Consider the following 18,983-nt stretch of genomic DNA (forward strand, 5'->3'; position numbering starts at 1 on the left):
TTAGAGTCAAGGTTTTAAAAAAACTATATGAATGAGAAGCCAAAGGCAAACATGCCAAATCCTTCCAAAATCGTCATAGTCCTTCTACCTTTCCCTCCGAAAAGTATCATGCAATTTTAAAAGCAGGTTTCCTGGCTTACGCTTCATTTTACTTTGTCCCTTCCCGGCATCATGCCAGTGGTTATCGACAATTTCATCAGCGTTTACAGTAGCGGGGGCTGCATCGGATTTTCACCGATTTCCCTATTATCCCTTGCTTATTCACACAAGGGCACTTTTAAAATGAAATATTTGGTTTTATTATACATTTCTAACTAACTTAATCTATCATATAACAACTTTATCAAAATTCAATAGTTTATTCCGACTGTTTAGAAAAGTTTAATAGTGTAAAACCAGTTAAAATCCTTTCCTTGCAACAAAATCCGTCCCGAAAAAAAAGATAGTGTAGCTGAAATTATTTCTTTATGGTACACTATACGAGAATTTTCAAAATAATTACATAAGTTTTATGGTGTTGAATTTCTCGGAATTCAACTTAAAAGGGAAGCCGGTGAAAATCCGGAGCGGTCCCGCCACTGTAAAGGGAAGTCCTATTACTTTAGCTTTAATCCACTGTCAAATGAGATGGGAAGGATGTAATGGGATGATGAACCAAAGCCAGGAGACCTGCCATGAAACGTGAAACTGTTTCAGCCTACGAGGATGGGCGTGCGGATCAGGCAGAATGGCCCATGATTGCTTCATGCTGCAAAATTCCTGTTCATTACGCACTTCTTTCCTTTGAGAGAAGTGCTTTTTATGTTGGGCGCCGCTTTTCTTCTCAAGATTGATCAGAAAAATTTAAAAGTATTGAAAGGAGAAAGAATGAAAAGAACCAATTGGAAAATTATTTATTTTGTCATCTTATTGCTTTTTATCCCGAACCGGGCAATGGCCATGCATATCATGGAGGGCTTTTTACCCATTGAATGGGCTATATTCTGGTGGGCCGTGACGTTTCCATTTTTAATCTTGGGTTACCGGTCCATTAGATCCAAAGTTAGGGAAAATCCAGAAACAAAAATGATACTTGGCCTATCGGGCGCATTTGTATTTATTTTATCGGCCCTAAAGATTCCTTCCGTTACGGGAAGTTCTTCACACCCTACCGGAGTTGGTTTGGGTTCCATATTATTCGGACCATTGGCCATGAGTGTCGTTGGCTCCATCGTTCTGTTATTTCAAGCTGTTTTACTGGCTCACGGAGGATTGACGACATTAGGGGCCAATGCATTTTCCATGGCCGTTTGCGGACCGTTCATTGCTTACTTTGTCTTCAAGGGCGCAACTAAATTGGGGTGGTCTTTTTCACTTGCCGTTTTCTTGGCAGCTGCTTTTGGAGATTTAGGAACCTATGTGGTCACTTCCGTTCAACTTGCTCTTGCTTTTCCTTCCGAGGTAGGAGGATTCATGGCCTCTTTCAGTAAATTTGCAGGTATTTTTGCCCTGACCCAAATTCCCTTGGCAATCAGTGAGGGGTTATTGACAGTCGTCGTAATGAATTTCTTGAAAAAATACAATCTAGGTGAATTGAAATTGCTGCGAGTTTTTTCTAAGGAGGCCCGTTAATATGAAAAAAAGTCTACTGCTGCTTTTCCTGGTTGTCATTCTTGCAACCATACCGTTAATCACCCAACAAGGAACGGAATTTGGCGGTGCCGACGGCGAAGCTGAGGAAGCCATCACTAAGATCCATCCGGAATACAAGCCATGGTTCAACAGTATATGGGAGCCGCCAGGTGCAGAAACCGAAAGCTTATTATTTGCGCTTCAAGCTGCAATCGGAGCCGGTTTCATTGGATACTTCATTGGCGTGATGAGACAAAGGAATAAGCAAACCAAACAAGAACTGACAGAAAAATCGAAGCATGTTACTCATTGATAAATATGCCTATTTCAATGGGCTAAAGGATGTTCATCCGTTGGAAAAGATGGTTTTTGCACTTTCCCTTTTGCTGTTTTCGTTAACGGTAAGGGATATGACCGTTTCGCTCATCACTTTTACGGTGATGAGCGCTTTAATCATTTTTGCGGCAAAAATCCCGCTTTCCTATTATCTGAAATTACTTCTATTGCCAGGATTTTTTATACTATCTGGAACAATTACCATCCTTTTTTCTTTCACAAGCGAATTTACTTCGATATCGAATATATGGTGGTCCTGGAAGGTCGGGAACTGGCAAATATTCATCAGCGATGACAGCGTCGGTACGGTGTCCAATTTGATCACTGTCGTATTCGGCAGTATCAGCTGTTTATATTTCCTTACCTTAACTACACCCATTACCGTCATCCTATCCGTGTTGCGAAAACTTAAAGTGCCTTCCTTATTGATTGATTTAATAGAATTGACCTATCGCTTCATCTTTATTTTTTTAGATACAGCTTTGGCCATTCATCAAGCACAAGCTTCACGGCTAGGGTATGTTTCATTAAGGAAAGGCATACGATCTCTCGGATTACTAATCTCGTCTTTATTTTTAGGAGTATTGCAGCGCTCTGGGCAATTGACGATGGCCATGAACGCAAGAGGCTATCAGGAGAACCTTTCCTATCTCGAGGATACTTACACCTATTCCTCACGCAATTGGCTGATTGCGATAGTAATATTAGGAAGCTTAATCTTTATTAATGGATATTTGTAAATTGGAGGCAACCCAACAATGGACGAGCATATTTTTCATATAGAAGGCCTCACCCATCAATTCGCAGATGGAACGTTCGCTTTAAACGATCTGTCGCTAACGATTCAACAGGGTAAAAAGATTGCATTATTAGGCAATAATGGTGCCGGCAAATCGACTTTATTCCTCCATTTAAATGGTCTTTTACAACCTACAGCAGGAAAGATCAGATTTAAGTGCAAAAAAATGAAATATGACCGTAAATCATTATTATCATTACGAAAGCAAGTCGGGATCGTTTTTCAAGATCCCGACTCTCAGCTCTTTTCCGCTAATGTACAACAGGATATATCGTTTGGACCGATGAATTTAGGATGGGATAGAATTAAGGTTCAAGAGAAAGTAAATTGGGCAATGGCCCAAACGGAAGTAACGGAACTGAAAGACAGACCTACCCATTTTTTGAGCCTTGGGCAAAAAAAACGTGTCGCCATTGCGGGGATACTCGCCACGGAGCCCGATGTCTGGCTCTTGGACGAACCTACCGCTGGATTGGATCCTTATTTCTCAAGACAGATCATGGCTCTGCTGGACAGTATCCACCACCCTGACAAAACGATTATCCTATCAACTCATGATGTTAATTTAGCTTATCAATGGGCTGATGAAGTTGTTGTCATGAACGATGGTAAGGTCATATACCAAGGGGACCCTGTTTCCGTTTTCCATGATGAAGACGTTTTGCTGCAGGCACATCTGGAGAAACCGTGGGTATTTGAAATGTTTCAAGCCCTTCTTCAATCAAGGAACCCTGCAGAAAGGGACCTTTTCCCAAGAACGAAGGAAGAATTGCTTCAAAAGTTGGAGACAGAAAGAATTTATTAATTAAGTTCCCCTAGCTCTTGCTTCATCAGAAGCTAGGGGATCAAACCGATATCTAAAAAATAGCAGGCGATAATTCTTGTTCCTAAAAAAACAAATTTTATTACCTTTCTTCTTTAGATCTTTCTTTTGCAATTTCAATATCTCTTCCGTTTACATCATCAATGACTGCCTTTATTTCGCCTTCCGCATAAGTATCCGAGACTTGTTCGTGGGTTCTGGCAAGTCCAGAGGATAAAGGATCTTCCCGTTTATAATCGCTGACATCATATATTCTTCCGGCAACTTCTGAAGATTCATTTTTTGATTGCTTGCTATCCATTTTATTCACTCCTATTTTTTAAAATGTCCAAACATTTTGACAACAGCATTAAAGTCAAAGGTATTTTGTGTAAAAAACGAAGCAATATTCAATAATGTTAAAAAAGGAGGAAAAAGGCAAAGAAAAAGCTTACAAGTAAAATCCCCTTTCAGGGACTTAACATGTAAGCTTACTGAGAGCTTATGCCTCCTTCTTCACATCCACATTATCGGATGGGTCACCCCAGCATTCCACATTCTTCAAACCTTCAATATTGTTCACATGGAAGACTGGATTTTTCCCACTTTTCTTTTGCTCTTGATAATCCGCCAGTGCAGCAAAAGCAATCTTTCCAAGTAAAGCTATGGCGATCAGGTTGATAATGGCCATAAGGGCCATCAGCAAGTCAGCCAGTCCCCAAACAAAATCCAGTGATGCAAGCGAACCGAATATCACCATCCCTACGACTGCGATACGATAGACATTCAGCCAAACCTTATTTTCATTGATGAAGCCGATGTTCGACTCTCCATAATAATAGTTGCCAACAATCGAACTAAAGGCGAATAGCAGTACGATAATGGCAAGGAAAATACCCGCCCAAGATCCCAATGCCGTTCCGAGGGCATTTTGGGTTAGGACGATACCATCCGTTTCCTTAGAAGTATAAAGACCTGAAAACAGAATGATGAAGGCTGTCGAGCTGCAAATGATGAGCGTATCGACAAAAACACCTAGAGACTGAATGAGACCTTGCTTGACGGGATGACTGACGTCAGCAGTGGCACCAGCATTTGGTGCACTACCCATCCCGGCTTCATTTGAAAATAGGCCGCGCTTGATTCCCTGCATCATGGCAGCTCCCAGTACTCCGCCAGCCACTTCTTTTATTCCATCAAATGCACTTTCAAAGATCAAAGCAAAGACACCAGGTAACTCGGTAATGTTCATGATGATGATAATCAACGCCACTATTACATAGGCTCCTGCCATGATCGGAACGATGACTTCAGAGACTTTTGCAACCATTTTGATCCCGCCAAAAATGATGACAGCCGTGACCATAGCCAAGATGATTGCCGTAACCCACTTTTCAATCCCAAACGATTCATTGAATGCGCTCGTAATCGTATTGGCTTGTACCGAGTTGAAAGCTAGTCCAAATGTAAGCGAAATCAACACAGCGAAAGTGATTCCCATCCAACGGGCATTCAATGCTTTTTCCATATAATACGCAGGACCTCCGCGGAATGCATCCCCATCCTTGACCTTATAGATTTGAGCAAGTGTACTTTCAATGAATGCGGAAGCAGATCCGATCAGTGCTATTAACCACATCCAGAAAACGGCTCCAGGTCCGCCCGTCGTGATCGCGATGGCAACACCTGCAAGGTTACCCGTTCCTACCCTCGATGCCGTGCTTATGCAAAATGCCTGAAAGGATGTTACACCTTTTTTATCCGCAGTGGCCCCTTCTCCCAAAAGCCTGAACATTTCCCCTACCATTCTGAATTGGACAAACTTCGTGCGGATGCTAAAATAAAGACCCAATCCAACCAACATGATGATCAATATGGAAGACCATAACACACCATTAGCCTCACTAATAAATTTTTCTAAGAATTCCATTAAAACAAACCCCTCTACTTAACTCTGATTATTATTATAAAAACATATACAACTATAATTTATTTCCCCGTGCATCGAGAAGATAAACAAAAGAAGCCCGTAAAAAAAAGGAAATTCCACAATGAATCTCCAATACAATAATATATTATATCCTAACCCTCTATTTTTTTCATTCATGAATTGATATTTCAGTATCATTTCCTTTAGATAATAATCTTTATCCTCTATTCATTTAACATTCACTGCAACGTTAATTCCATTCATATTCCAAACACATCTTGGATATAGCAAAAAAAAGCCTCACACGTCCTGATCCCAGGTTAACGTGCGAGGCTTTTTTTTGCATTCCTCTGCTCTAGCTTAAATTTGCTATAAGTCTCAATTTTGCTAGATGGATGGTATTCCTTGTGAAAACATCTTTCTTAATTCTTTTTTATCTATTTTTCCAATCGGCGTTAATGGGAACTTATCAAGAAAATAGGCTATTTTAGGAACCATATACTTAGAGGTTCTTTGTTTGCAGAAATCAATTAATTCCTCACTAGTACAGTTCGATCCTTCTCGCAATGCTATCACGACACACACTACTTCTCCCCAATCTGGATGGGGAACGCCTATGCAAGCGCTTAATGCAACAGAAGGGTGCTGGTTCACCACTCGCTCAACTTCTGAAGAATATACGTTCATCCCGCCCGTAATGATCATATCTTTCTTCCTATCCACAATATAAAGGTAACCGCTTTCATCCCATTTACCAATATCCCCCGTGTAGAACCAGCCATCACGGATGTATTCTTGGGTAAGATCCGGTCTTTGATAATAGCCTACCATCATGGCTGGTGATTTTACGATAATTTCTCCAAGCTCGGTTGGTTTTACATCATTTCCATCTTCATCAATCAGTCGAACTTCGGTAAGAATGCACGGTTTCCCACAGCTTTTCAGAATTTCCGAATTGTTATGATAAGCCCATACATGAGCGCTCTTCGATAGTCTGGCAATGACAATATTGCATTCAGTCATGCCGTATTGCTGGCGCATGATAGGCCCGAATACTTCAAAAGCTTCTTTAAGGCGCTTTTGAGAAATTGGTGACGCGCCGTAAAAGATATTACGCATGGAGCTCATATCATATTCCATCTTCTTTGTCTGGTCAAGGAGCCTGTATAACATGGTCGGTACCATGAATGTCGTCGTGATTTCATGTTCCTTTATCGCCTGTATGAAAGCTGCAGCGTCGAATGAACCCATCACATAGACATGGACGCCCGAAACAAGGGATCTCCAAAGTAATGAACCGGCTGAATGCACAATGGGCGTACTTAGCAATACCCGGTCACGGTCATCCAGCGGGTCTTCGATAGCTGCAGAAAGTATGGCGGCGCCGAGTCCTTTCTGGGAATGCATGACGCCTTTGGGTGTACCCGTTGTCCCGCCTGTATATGACAGAAGGGCAATGTCTTCCTCTTCAGCTAATGGCAAGTCTAGATTATTTATTTCGCCGGGCCATTTAAACAGTTCAAACTCCTCCGGATAATTAATATGAAAGCCTGGGAGCCCAATAACATGGACATCTTCCTTCTTCATTTCTTCCAAATACTCAAAGAAGGTGTCAAAGTGTGTCTGTGTAGCTATTATGACCACTTCTGGTTTTGCTTCCTTTAAAATGAATTGTATTTCTCTTTTCCCCAGTTTTTCACTTAATGGCACCAAGGTTGCTCCACATTGCTGGATGGCCAAACCAAACATCACACTTTCTAAACTGTTTGGAATGATGGTCGCTATGCGGACACCCCTTCCTGCACCTAAACGAAGTAGATAAGATGTGATAAGTTCTGTTTTCTTCCATAACTCGTCGTAGGTTATCGTTTCCCCGGCTGGCAACAAGGTAATAGCCGGCAGTTCGCCGAATCGTTTCATTCCTTTATTCAACAGTGACTGAAATGTCAACTTATGCAGCATGTATATTTCCTCCCCCGAAAAAGGTTTTACCCTTTTAATAATGCTTTGGCAATTGTATTTTTTTGAATTTCTGAGGTTCCGCTCAGAATACGGTACATCCGTGCACTCCTGTACATTTTTTCTACTGGATGCCCTTTTACCAAGCCTTTGGAGCCAAAGATTTGGACAGCCTTGTCAGCCACACGGCAATTTACTTCTGAAGCAAACAGCTTAGCCATGGACGTGCCGGCTCGATCCTCTTTTCCTTGATCAATTTTTCCAACCACATCATAGACCATGCACCTTGCTGCGTAGATTTCCGTCGCCATATCTGCGAGCATATGCTGAATTGCCTGGAAGTCACCGATGGGCCGGCCATGTTGGACTCGCGTTTTGGCATGTTCAATAGATAAATCGAGAAGGTGTTGGGCCATTCCGATAAAGCCGGCGGCATGGGAAGCGCGATTTGTGTTTATTCTTTTCAATCCGAGCAGCAAACCTTTTCCTGGTTCTCCGATTATATTGGCGGCAGGCACTCGACATTGATTGAAATTCAATTCAGCATGTATGCGTTCTCCTGATAGGGGAACTTGAATGTCTCCTAGTTCAAACCCCGGATGTTGGGATGTTTTTTTATCAACTAGGAAAGCAGTGATTCTTTCTTTTTCTCCTTTCCCGGATTCTTTCGCTATGACAATGGCGAAATCAGCATAGGGGGCCGCACTGATAAAATGTTTCTTTCCATTTAATATATAATCATTTCCGTCTTTAACGGCTGTTGTTTCGATAGCGAAGGCATCTGATCCAGCATTTGGTTCTGTAAGGGCAAAGCAGCAGCTCGCATCTCCCGTCACAACGGGCATCACATATTTTTCTATTTGCTCAGGTGTAAAACTTTCCAACATCTGGCCAATTCTTAGCGGCCCGCCAATCTCGCCGATAACCTGCCCCCATAAAACCGCTCCGGAACGGGCCAATTCTTCCTTGAACATGCATAAGCCTTTTAAACTAACATCTTGTCCGCCATATGTTTCAGGGAGGTTAATACCATAAAACCCCAATTCTCTGGATCGTTTCCTTGCCCATTGTATCGCTTCCATCGGGATATCCTCTTCAGCGTTCAATCCATGCTCCTGTTCATATGGAAGCAATTCATTTTGGATGAAATCCTGCAACTTTGTTTGTAGAACCTCTAATTTCTCTTCCTGGGTCGTTAACATAAGTTTCCCCTTTCGATTTTTATTTTCGTTGAATTTTTTAAATGTTTAAAATGTTATAACATTAATTTTAAATGTAAATAATATTTAAGTAAAATAAGGATATATGATATAAATATAAAAAATATTGAAGTAAATAAAAAAATATTAGTTCCCTATCATCATAGGAAACTAATATTTAAGAGTAGTATAGAAATCGAGACATTTAATAAACTCCCTGGCAGCTTTTGAAAAATACTGCTTCTTAGAGCGAACGTAACCGAATTCCATTGTATTATTTTCCAGCTCCACCAAAGGAATGGCCACAAGTTCCCCGCTTAGGAAATAGGGGTCGCTGTTAATTCCAATATCATAAGAAAAGGCAATCGCCAATCCCTCAGCGACGGTTTTTTTGATGATCTCTGTATTATTTGTGAAAAACAATATATTCATCTCACCGTAATGATCAAAAAAACCTTTAATGAACGACTTCATTCTTGGTCCATTGTAAATGACCAAATTTTGGTCCATTAGCTCTTTTGGGGTTATGCTTTTACGGTTCACTAAAGGGGAGTTCTTACTGACCATCACAATCACTTTAGCTTCCATCAAGGGTTGAAATTCCAACTCAATTTCTTTTGGTTTAACCTTTGGGATATTCAATAGCCCGATGTCTATCTTACCATTCAGTACTTCTTCGGTTATCTCCTGTCCCCCTTTTTCTTCAATGACAATTTTCACCTCGGGATACTTCTTCTTAAATAAGGCCAAGGATTTAGGCAAAACCGTTAGAAATAAACCTTGTGTTGATGATAGGCGTAACTCTTTTTCCATCGTATCTGAATGTATTTGAGCACTGTCTCTTATTTCTTCCAATTTGTTTAATACTTCAAGAGCTTTCTGGATGATTTCCTTTCCGTCTTCTGTAGGTATGGTTCCTAACCTTGACCGCTTGAAGATTTTTATACCTAATTCCTTCTCCAAACTCGTAATGGCCATACTGATTCCAGATTGGGAGATATGGAGGCTTTCTGAAGCCGTGGAAATCGAGTTAACCTCGGCTACCTTGATGATATATTCCAATTGTTCAATATTCATGATTCATTCTCCTTCTAGCCTATTACTAATATCATACCTCGAACAGAAAGCCCTTTCAATTTTAGAGAAGTGGATTCAGGACACTTCAAACTGTCGCCTCAAAAGCAGAAGCCAGTTTTATATAATTGTAGTTGTTTTTTCGTATTCTTTAGCTGGTTTTGCCTGATTATTTTTAATAGATACGGCAACAATCGTTCCCAATAACGCTATTATCACCAAAAACAGGAAAGCGGCATTATAGGAGTCATTAAACAAACTGATAATCAAACCGAGGGCTAAAGGAGAAACCGCACCTGCAATTTGACCGGCAAAAGTTACGAGTCCGGAGGCAGAGCCCGTTAGTTCCTTTGGTGAGTATTTTATGATGATCGTATAAAGAACCGTTCCAAAGAAAGACAGTGCTACGGAGTTGAGAGTGAGATAAGTGATGATAAGTGCTATAGACGAGGCGTTAGACATTAGAAAGAGAAAAATTGCCGATAATAAAGCGCCTGCAGCGGCAAGATACTTCTCCCGGTTGGCCATATGCTTATCCAGAAGCCACCCGCTTACATTAAACATCAAGAAACCAAAAATATAAGGGATTGCCAATAAACCTCCTGCGGCTATTAAATCCACCCCTTTTTCTTTAACCAAATATATAGGCATCCAAGTGATCAGACCATAGTTGATAATATTTGATATAAACTTGAATGTTATGAGTTTCCAAATATTTTCGATTTTAAATAACAGTTTCAGAGCAACCTTTTTTTGTTTCGGTTTGTCTTTTTTAACCTCTTGATTTCCTTGAGGCTTTAGAATGAACCAAATTCCGAAAGAAGCTAATATCCCTAGAATTCCGGAAATGGTAAACATGCCCCGCCAACCGAATGCCACCACCATGGAAGCTGCAAGTGCAGTACCTAATATCCCGCCAATATTTTGGGCAGACAGGAAAAACGAATTTGCCCTGCCCCGTTCTTCTTCCGGGAAGTTATCTCTTATAGTGGACATACTGGCAGGATAGAAAGGCCCTTCACCTAACCCAAACAGAAAACGGATGAATAATAAAGACATGAATGACCAAGCAAACCCAGTCATTACAGTGAACAAGGACCAACTAAACAAAGAAACAGTAACCATGACCCTGGCGCCATACTTATCGGTCATCCATCCACCAAGCGGTTGCATGAGTGAGTAGCTAACAAAAAATATACTAATTAAAATACCTGTCTGGGACGTATTGAGATGAAACTCATCTGCAATAGGGATAATCCCGACATTTATGGCAACGCGATCAAAAAAACTTAAAATCATTCCAACAAATAAAAGGCCGCTAATCAATATTTTTCGTTTCTTACTTGCATATAACTGCATTCCCCATCACTCCATTTTTTTATATTTTCACAAAACCTCAGCCACACAGGAAGCGCTTACAATTCCTTTCGAATTACAAAACTTGTTCTGTAACTATTAGGAGCGTTTTATAAAAAATTAAAAACGAAACAGGATGCCTTCAGGATTAATTAATACATTCAAACCCATGAGACTACTAAGTAGACTCGTGGGTAACCGATCCATCCTTGTTTCAGAATATGAAGTGTTTGATTATCACGGAGTTACGATATTAACCTTAGGTTGGAATTGATCCAGCAAAGTCAGGAAATCTTCAAACTGTTTTTTATCACCGGAAATGGCAACTTTACCGGCTGCTTCCATTTTGGATAAATCTTCACGTCCCAGAGCAATCTGATAGAAAGTTATTCTATCTAATGTTAATGCTGCATCAGGGTTGGACGCCATTTTCCCTTTTTTGAAGTTCAATACAGAATTATTCAGATCGATCGTGTAATTGGTTTTCGAATCTGTAAATGTCAAATTGAAAGTCATATTTTTATTTTCCGCTTTCATTCCGTTTAATTTAATGGACAAGAATTTCAGGAAATCATCCATTGGCATATTGAGCAGCGTATCGAGATTCATCATTCCGCCACTTCCTTTTGAGTCTGCCACACCATTCCTTAACTCGTCTGCGCCGGTAAGATAGAAATTACGCCACACAGAAGATTCAGCTGTGTATCCTAATTGCTCATAAGCTTTAGCCAATAAATTTTTTGCTTCTGTATTTTTCGGGTTGGCCATGACGACATGCTTTAAGACTTGAGCCACCCAGCGATATTCCCCTCTTTTATAATCAAGTTTTGCCTGTTTAATGACCTTCTTTTCCCCACCCATATACTGTACATATTTAGCGCCCGATTCCTCTTGTGGTAATGGATCCAAGTCGGATGGATTACCGTTGAAATATCCTAAATAAAAGTTGTACACTGCTTTTACGTTGTGTTTCAATGTTCCGTAATACCCCCGATTGGCCCAGACTTTATCCAACTTTTCAGGAAGCTTTAACTCTTCCGCGATTTCATCAGGTGTAAGTCCTAAATTCGCTAATCGTATGGTTTGGTCATGAATATATTTGTACAAATCACGCTGACTTTCCAACTGCTCCAGAACATCGTCCCTTCCCCATATGGGCCATGTATGGGCCGTTACCATAGCATCTATATCTTCGTTTCCAAACAGATCAACAGTTTCATCAAGTGCTTTCACCCATTTTAGGGTATCTCTGGTTTTAGCTCCCCTTAATGTATAAATATTATGTAACGTGTGTCCGGTGTTTTCCGCTACCACTAAAGTTTTGTAATCATTGATATAATAATGCATTTCAGATGGAGCTTCCGAATCCGGCGTCAATAAAAATTTAAATGTAATTCCGTCTATTTCCACCGTTTGAATATCATCCTTCACTTCCATTGTTGGAGGAAAATAGCTAAAAGTTCCGTTACTTAATCCTGGGCCAATACCAGAAGTAACAAATCCCCTTTCACTTGCGGGTAAGAGATTTCCAAACATATAACCTGCACGGCGAGACATTATATTGCCTAAAAGAATGTTTTCACTTAGCGCTTCATCGTTAAAACCTGCTGGGACAATAATCGGCACCTTAGCTGGATTTTCAGCGTATTGAGCAATGCCTTTCATACCACCAAAGTGATCCGCATGACTGTGACTAATAACAATTGCACTTACTGGATTTTTGGGCCGATGTTCAAAATAAAGCTCCATGGCTGCTTTTGCCGTTTCAATTGTAGAAAGTGTATCCAAAACTATTAATCCTGTTTTTCCTTCCACAATGGTAAGCACTGATAAATCCTGGCCCCGAACTTGATAAACGCCATCTACCACTTTAAATAAGCCTGTTATATTTTGTAATTGAGCCTGCCGCCACAAGCTTGGATTTACAGTAAGACTTGCCGGCTGATCTTCTTTTATGAATGAATATCGATTACTATCCCAAACTACGTCACCTTTTGAATTTTTAATTGGATTCATATTCAAAGGCGCAATGAATCCTTTATGTGCATTCTTGAAATCTTCCTTATCTTTAAAATTCAACTGTTCATAAAAAGCCTTATTTGCTGAAATTGTTGCATCTGTGGCCGGCATCGGCTCATCTGAAGCAGCCTTTGTAACAGAAGACCCTGCCAGTAAAACAAAAACAATGGGAACGGTTACAATTCCTTTAATAAAAGATACTTTGGACATTTCATACCCCTTTCTAAGTAGATATCATGTATCTATTCCGAATGTTGCAGCAGTAAACTTTCTCTTTTTTTAGAAATTTTTAGAATAATATGAATTTATTTTATAATTAATTTGACTTTAAGTATATTTCCTATTTCTAATGGTAACTTCAATTTTATTTATATAAAGGCTATGTTAAATTCAAATGTTGATATTTGACCATAAGAAAACCGCCTTGGTGAAAAGGCGGTTCATTGAGCTATCGTCCCCGTAGTTAAATAAATTAGTTGTGTCTGTTTTTATTGAGTGTCTTCGTCGCTTTTGTACTCCAAAAATCACCTGGCTGACAATCCAAAGTCTTACATATCCGTTAATCATTCATTTTTTGACTTTATATCTGGGGCATTTTTTAATGGCTTTTGAAGGGCGTCCACAATGGCTGCGATGATACTTGTTGCTAAAATACCCATTAGACATAATGATGTAGGACCCGCTGCATCATCACTACCTGTAACTTTAGCAAGCACCCTTAAGCTTACTATTCCTAACAAAATGAGGAAAATGACAGTAAAAGCACATCTCTTTATAATCTTCAAAGATTTAAGGGATAATTCAGAGAAAGCATTGTTCTTTTCGATGTAGGTTAATAGTTTATATGCTTGATACAACGCAACAGAAAACGCAATACAGAATCCGTATGCACATACTAAAAAGGGGATTAGGAAGTAAGCCGTATCTGGATGTACCCTTGCATCTCTAACGGCTATCTCAGGCAACCAGATACACAAAGCAAGCACTGCAATTCCAGCCAGAAAAATAATTACCTTTAAGAAAGTGGTTGAACCTCGTTTAACATTCATTTAAAACACCTCACTTATTTAATGACAACATGATTTTAGCATATTATTTATCGTATTACAGTAAATTTATATTGTTTTTATTTATATTATTATTGTTATTGAAATATCCTTTTAATTTTGACAAAAATAAAAAGCACTTCTCACTACAAAGAAATGCTCTTACTTTAAAATGTTAAATTTACAACTTGTTCAACAAAACTGCCCGTTTAGATTTATGTGGTCTTCTGGTGCGTTGAAGATTGCGTGTTTGTGAGGTCGTTAAAGGTTTGATGGCAGGCTTTACAGCGGTAACGCTTCTGTTTCACCTGTCCAGCACGTGTTTTGATAACGAATTTACCAAATCGCACAACAAAATGGCTGTCGCAATGTGGGCAGACAAGACCAGCTTTATGCTTTTGTTCCTGGATTTCATCAATTGCACGAATAGGAGCCGACATCGGTTTCGTTCGAGACTGCAAGAAATATACAAGTTCCTGTTTACCGCTTTCAGTTAATGCTTCGGCGAGCTTCTTTACTTATTTAACATGGCCTATATAAAAAATAACAATCCCTTTGTTTGTCTAACCGAAGGCTGAAGAACCAAATACAAAATGCCCCTCCCGATAGGGAAGAGCTTTTATGAATACGCAATGCCGTATATTCAATTTGCTATTACTTTTGCAAGGCAGGGTGTCCGGGGCCACACCGTTTCCCACAAAACTGAAAACGCTGCCAAATTGTAATGGTACATAAAGGTAGCTTTTCATTCCTTATCGAAGAAAATCAACAAATTTAGACACCCCTATTTTGTTGAATCGCTTGTTTTTCCTGACTAGCCATAAATTTCTTGCCATATCTATTCTGGAAATATCCACTTCCCGCAAAAAGCCTTGCTCCAATTCCCTGGCCACTGTCAACCTTGGCAAAATGCTGATTCCAAGTCCTGCTTCAACCGCACTTTTTATCGCTTGTGTACTGCCAATCTCCATGTAGCTTTCTATTTTTTCTAAAACCCCATGCTCCCTTAGCATGTTTTCTACGATAAGCCGTGTTCCGGAAATGGATTCACGCCAAATCATCCTTTCATTTCCCAATTCATCTAGCTGAATTTCTTTTCTGTCTTTCCATGGGTGGTCGGATGGACATACCAATATCAATTCGTCTTCGGCGAACTTGTCTACAATAAAATCGGTGTTTTCCACAAGTCCTTCCACCAAGGCCAAATCAATGACATCGTTTGAAAGATCCTCCAGAACCCGGGGGGTATTTTTTATCGTCAATGTCACTTTTATTTCTGGCTGCTGTTTTTTAAATCTCCCAAGCAAGCTCGGCAACAAATACTCGCCGATAGTCAAGGAAGCCCCTACTATTAGATTTGCATTGTACTTCCCCGTCGATTGCTGAATCACTTCTTTTGAATGGTTGAAGTCATTTACTATGGCTTTTGCAAAAGGGTATAACAGCTTTCCTGCTTCTGTAACTCTCAGCCTTCCTTCCTCACGGTCGAATAACAAAGTGTTATAATAATTTTCCAGTTGATGGATCTGCCGTGTTACAGCGGGCTGAGATAGGAAACTTAACCTCGCCGCCTGGCTTAAACTTCCTTCATCCACCACTAAACAAAACATTTTCAGATTTTCCAATTTCATGAAAACGACCTCCATGTTTTTAGATAGTTTATTAAAATGATAGCATCATTAGGTAAATGGTGAAATGAAAATAGTGTGATACATTCTGAGGCTATTCAATTATTGGCGGCATTCTTTATAAAACGGATAAATCTTCTGGGTATAACGTTTTGTTATACCCGATGATTTTGTTGCAATTTACCCATCCCTTTTTCTTTGATATGTTAATAATAAGATTTAACAATGCATTCAAAGGAAGTGACTGATGTCAATGAAAGGACAATGGAAAACTCTATTCCAATTATTTTGGACCTTTTTTAAAATAGCACCTGTCACATTCGGAGGCGGGTTTGCGATGATCCCTTTAATAGAAAAGGAAGTGGTCGAAAAGAGAAAATGGATGAAAAGCGAAGAAGTTACGGATGTTTTTGCGTTATCTCAGTCCGTACCGGGAGCTGTCGCCATTAACTCCGCCACCTTTATCGGCCATCGGATTGCCGGAATGAAGGGGGCAATGGCTGCCATGATCGGTGTTTCATTACCTACCTTTTTAATTGTTCTGCTCCTCGGCATTTTGTATTTTTTCATTCAGGATAATCCGAAGATAGAATCCGCATTCATATCGATCAGAGCTTCCATAGTAGCCATCATCGCCTATGCGGCTATCAAGATAGGAAAAACGGCTGTTGTAGACAAAACAACTTTCTGCATTTTAATAGTAGGAATTCCAGTCCTTTTCTTTCTGCACCCTGTGATGGTTATATTAGCAGGAGCTTTTGCTGGTATTGTGACCATCTCCATTAAGAGAAAATTAGGTTACGATGTCAAGTTGGACAGAAAAGATATAGGAAATGAAGAAAATGATTTCGAACCTTTCATGGGTGCTGGCATATAGGTATATCAAAAAAGGGTCTAACTAATTTTCAAGAAAGTGTGTGATGGAATGATGGAATTGTGGGAGTTGTTTAGCACCTTCTTTATTATCGGCTTTGTATCGTTTGGAGGCGGATACGCCATGATTCCCGTAATAGAATCGGAAGTCTCACAGCATGGATGGATGACGACGCAGCAATTTACTGATATCATCGCGATTTCCGGTATGTCCCCAGGACCTGTCACTGCCAATAGTTCCATTCTTGTTGGCTATTCTACTGCTGGATTTGCAGGGGCCATATCATCTGCTTTCGGAATCTTGCTTCCTGCTATTATATTCGTAACCGTTATAGCCACCTTCTTCAGCAAATTGAATCATTACCCAGTTATTCAATCCATGTTCTATGGACTAAGACCCATTGTCACTAGTTTAATCCTCTTTGCAGCAATCAGCTTTGCACTTTCCAATAATATGATAGCGCTGAACTTTTCTTGGCATGCGATAAGCTTATTACTCGTTTTTGGATTATCGTTATTTGCCCTAATGAAATTACGCTGGCACCCAGCCTATGTCATTATCCTTTCCGGTTTAGTTGGTGTTGTCCTCTATTCATGACAGGTGTCGCACACACAACCATCATTAATTTGGACCGGAATTAAGCAGAAAAATTGAAGAATGATTGATACTATATAAATGGGAGAAAACTTGATAATGTTTATGTATTTACCATACAAAAAACACCCTGTATCCAATGATTCAGGGTGTTCAGACTGTAGACAAACTCGATGAAATTTTAGGGGTTTGTACAATTTGAACGTTGATTTCCCCTCCAGGCACTCGCTTTCCGCGGGCGGTCCGGGAGCCTCCTCGGCGCCTTTGCGCCTGCGGGGTCTCCCCTGGACTCGCTTTTCCCGCAGGAGTATCGCACACCCGCTCCAATCAACTTTGTTTTAACTTTTAGTTCTTCGATCCATTATTTCCCGGCTGAAACCGTGGAAAACCAATCAAGATGGCAATGACGCCACAAAATCCAATTAGTATTGGGTAATATGAATACTGCAAGATGCTTATCGGAGAAATCTTTGCTACCCCTGCTGCAACAAGCAGTTGTGCTCCATATGGTATCAACCCTTGGATACAACATGCAAATATGTCAAGCAAGCTCGCTGATTTACGCGGATCAATCCCATACTTTTCAGCGATATTTTTGGCAAGTGGCCCGGCAATGATAATCGAAATCGTGTTATTTGCCGTTGAAAGGTTTGTCAAACCAACAAGCCCTGCAATGCTGAATTCCGCCCCTTTTTTTGATTTGCTATTTCGGGTCACTAGGTGGAGTAGATAATCGATGCCACCATTATGTTTGATAACAGCTACCATACCTGCAATTAAAATGGCAAGGAAGGAGATTTCATACATTCCCGCCATTCCTTCTCCAACTTTTTGAATGACACCCAACGGTTTATAACTTCCATCAGCCAAGCCGATAATTCCGGCAAATACGATTCCGATGGAAAGGACCAGGAACACATTGACTCCTGCCAATGCAGTGATCAATACGCAAAGATATGGAAGAATCTTCACCCAATTATAAGAATGTTGGGAGATGTCAGCTTGTTCACCCATTGTTAAAATTCCAAGGATTGCACATGTGATGATGGCCGCAGGTAAAACGATGAAAAAATTCACTTTAAACTTATCCTTCATTTTCGTTCCCTGAGTTCGAACTGCAGCGATTGTCGTATCTGAAATGAAGGAAAGGTTATCCCCAAACATCGCACCACCAATAACGGCCGCCATTGATAGGGCAAGCGAAATATCTGTTTGCTCACTAATCCCGACCCCGATAGGTGCCAATGCAACAATCGTTCCCATGCTTGTCCCCATGGATAAAGAAATAAAACAAGCAATAATGAATATCCCTACCATTAATAGATTTTGCGGAAAAACAGCTAAGGCAAGATTCACTGTTGATTCAACTGCTCCCATGCCATTGGCAACTTCGGCAAAAGCGCCAGCTAAAAGGAAAATGATAACCATTAACATAATATTGGCGTCCCCGGCACCTTTACAGAAGATATCAACCTTATGATTGAATGTCTCTTTCCGATTCATTGCCAATGCAGCTGCCGAAGCAATTGAAATTGCAACAATCACCGGAAATGAATAAAAATCTTTAGTGATGATTCCGGACCCTATAAATAAAATTAAAAATACGACAAATGGGATCAATGCCCATGGATTCCCTTTATTGTTTGCACTCATGATGTACACCTCTTTTTATTTTTCCCGTGACAGGTGTCACAGCTCTTATTCTATTAACAGCTTTCGCAAATAACTCCAATTTGAACCTACCTGATTATCTAGT

17 protein-coding genes, 1 pseudogene and 2 riboswitches are annotated in these 18,983 nt (G+C 40.2%); of the genes and pseudogenes, 7 read left to right on the forward strand and 11 right to left on the reverse strand.

What is annotated here, in order from left to right; translation table 11 throughout:
• Window positions 1–103 precede the first annotated feature (103 nt).
• Window positions 104–294: riboswitch (cobalamin riboswitch) on the reverse strand.
• 201 nt (window positions 295–495) lie between these two features.
• A riboswitch (cobalamin riboswitch) is annotated at window positions 496–692 on the forward strand.
• From LQ188_RS07175 to LQ188_RS07195, 5 genes are all read left to right on the forward strand, one after another.
• Entirely contained in the window at window positions 675–833 is a 159-nt protein-coding gene (locus LQ188_RS07175) for a hypothetical protein (protein ID WP_157830965.1), read from the forward strand. It overlaps the preceding riboswitch by 18 nt.
• Window positions 834–867: 34 nt before the next feature.
• Window positions 868–1,611 carry an energy-coupling factor ABC transporter permease gene (locus LQ188_RS07180; protein WP_101222238.1) on the forward strand — a complete coding sequence of 248 codons (744 nt, stop codon included), beginning with the start codon at window positions 868–870 and terminating at the stop codon, window positions 1,609–1,611.
• A gap of 1 nt (window position 1,612) precedes the next feature.
• Window positions 1,613–1,924, forward strand: coding sequence for an energy-coupling factor ABC transporter substrate-binding protein (locus LQ188_RS07185; RefSeq protein ID WP_101221871.1), 312 nt, complete (start codon window positions 1,613–1,615; stop codon window positions 1,922–1,924).
• A complete protein-coding gene (gene cbiQ / locus LQ188_RS07190) occupies window positions 1,911–2,687 on the forward strand; it encodes a cobalt ECF transporter T component CbiQ (protein ID WP_260357489.1) in 777 nt (258 codons plus the stop codon). Before LQ188_RS07185 ends, cbiQ begins: the two co-directional genes overlap by 14 nt.
• A gap of 18 nt (window positions 2,688–2,705) precedes the next feature.
• Entirely contained in the window at window positions 2,706–3,551 is an 846-nt protein-coding gene (locus LQ188_RS07195) for an ATP-binding cassette domain-containing protein (protein WP_230176410.1), read from the forward strand.
• A 100-nt stretch (window positions 3,552–3,651) separates the two neighbouring features.
• Here LQ188_RS07195 and LQ188_RS07200 read toward each other — a convergent pair whose 3' ends face one another.
• The 10 genes and pseudogenes from LQ188_RS07200 to LQ188_RS07245 form a co-directional block, all read right to left on the reverse strand.
• The gene (locus tag LQ188_RS07200; protein ID WP_137018441.1) at window positions 3,652–3,870 is read right to left on the reverse strand and encodes a YozQ family protein; all 219 of its coding nucleotides are present in this window, start codon (window positions 3,868–3,870) and stop codon (window positions 3,652–3,654) included.
• Between the two features lie 180 nt (window positions 3,871–4,050).
• On the reverse strand, window positions 4,051–5,478 hold the full coding sequence (locus tag LQ188_RS07205; protein WP_230176411.1) for an alanine/glycine:cation symporter family protein: 1,428 nt from the start codon (window positions 5,476–5,478) through the stop codon (window positions 4,051–4,053).
• A 387-nt stretch (window positions 5,479–5,865) separates the two neighbouring features.
• Window positions 5,866–7,440 (reverse strand): AMP-binding protein, encoded by a 1,575-nt coding sequence (locus LQ188_RS07210; RefSeq protein WP_230176412.1) that lies wholly within the window; start codon window positions 7,438–7,440, stop codon window positions 5,866–5,868.
• Window positions 7,441–7,466: 26 nt separating this feature from the next.
• Window positions 7,467–8,639: an acyl-CoA dehydrogenase family protein gene (locus tag LQ188_RS07215; RefSeq protein WP_230176413.1), complete on the reverse strand. Its 1,173-nt coding sequence runs from the start codon at window positions 8,637–8,639 to the stop codon at window positions 7,467–7,469.
• Window positions 8,640–8,807: 168 nt separating this feature from the next.
• Window positions 8,808–9,713, reverse strand: coding sequence for a LysR family transcriptional regulator (locus tag LQ188_RS07220; protein ID WP_101221864.1), 906 nt, complete (start codon window positions 9,711–9,713; stop codon window positions 8,808–8,810).
• Between the two features lie 117 nt (window positions 9,714–9,830).
• Complete coding sequence (locus LQ188_RS07225) at window positions 9,831–11,069, reverse strand: MFS transporter (RefSeq protein ID WP_230176414.1); 1,239 nt, start codon at window positions 11,067–11,069, stop codon at window positions 9,831–9,833.
• A 234-nt stretch (window positions 11,070–11,303) separates the two neighbouring features.
• Window positions 11,304–13,295, reverse strand: a complete 1,992-nt coding sequence (locus tag LQ188_RS07230) for an alkyl sulfatase dimerization domain-containing protein (protein ID WP_230176415.1) — start codon at window positions 13,293–13,295, stop codon at window positions 11,304–11,306.
• A gap of 353 nt (window positions 13,296–13,648) precedes the next feature.
• Complete coding sequence (locus LQ188_RS07235) at window positions 13,649–14,134, reverse strand: DUF2975 domain-containing protein (protein ID WP_230176416.1); 486 nt, start codon at window positions 14,132–14,134, stop codon at window positions 13,649–13,651.
• 214 nt (window positions 14,135–14,348) lie between these two features.
• Window positions 14,349–14,667: pseudogene (locus LQ188_RS07240) on the reverse strand (IS1595 family transposase); the annotation flags it as partial.
• A gap of 216 nt (window positions 14,668–14,883) precedes the next feature.
• On the reverse strand, window positions 14,884–15,762 hold the full coding sequence (locus LQ188_RS07245) for a LysR family transcriptional regulator (RefSeq protein WP_101221860.1): 879 nt from the start codon (window positions 15,760–15,762) through the stop codon (window positions 14,884–14,886).
• A 244-nt stretch (window positions 15,763–16,006) separates the two neighbouring features.
• On the opposite strand from LQ188_RS07245, the gene LQ188_RS07250 reads away from it, so the two are divergent.
• The gene (locus tag LQ188_RS07250; protein ID WP_230176417.1) at window positions 16,007–16,636 is read left to right on the forward strand and encodes a chromate transporter; all 630 of its coding nucleotides are present in this window, start codon (window positions 16,007–16,009) and stop codon (window positions 16,634–16,636) included.
• 48 nt (window positions 16,637–16,684) lie between these two features.
• Window positions 16,685–17,230 carry a chromate transporter gene (locus tag LQ188_RS07255; RefSeq protein WP_230176418.1) on the forward strand — a complete coding sequence of 182 codons (546 nt, stop codon included), beginning with the start codon at window positions 16,685–16,687 and terminating at the stop codon, window positions 17,228–17,230.
• 342 nt (window positions 17,231–17,572) lie between these two features.
• On the opposite strand, the gene LQ188_RS07260 is transcribed toward LQ188_RS07255, so the two are convergent.
• On the reverse strand, window positions 17,573–18,880 hold the full coding sequence (locus LQ188_RS07260) for a Na+/H+ antiporter NhaC family protein (protein ID WP_101221859.1): 1,308 nt from the start codon (window positions 18,878–18,880) through the stop codon (window positions 17,573–17,575).
• Between the last annotated feature and the right edge of the window lie 103 nt (window positions 18,881–18,983).

Origin of the sequence: Peribacillus sp. Bi134 (genome assembly GCF_918698065.1) — a bacterium.
In the GTDB taxonomy this organism is placed as follows: domain Bacteria; phylum Bacillota; class Bacilli; order Bacillales; family DSM-1321; genus Peribacillus.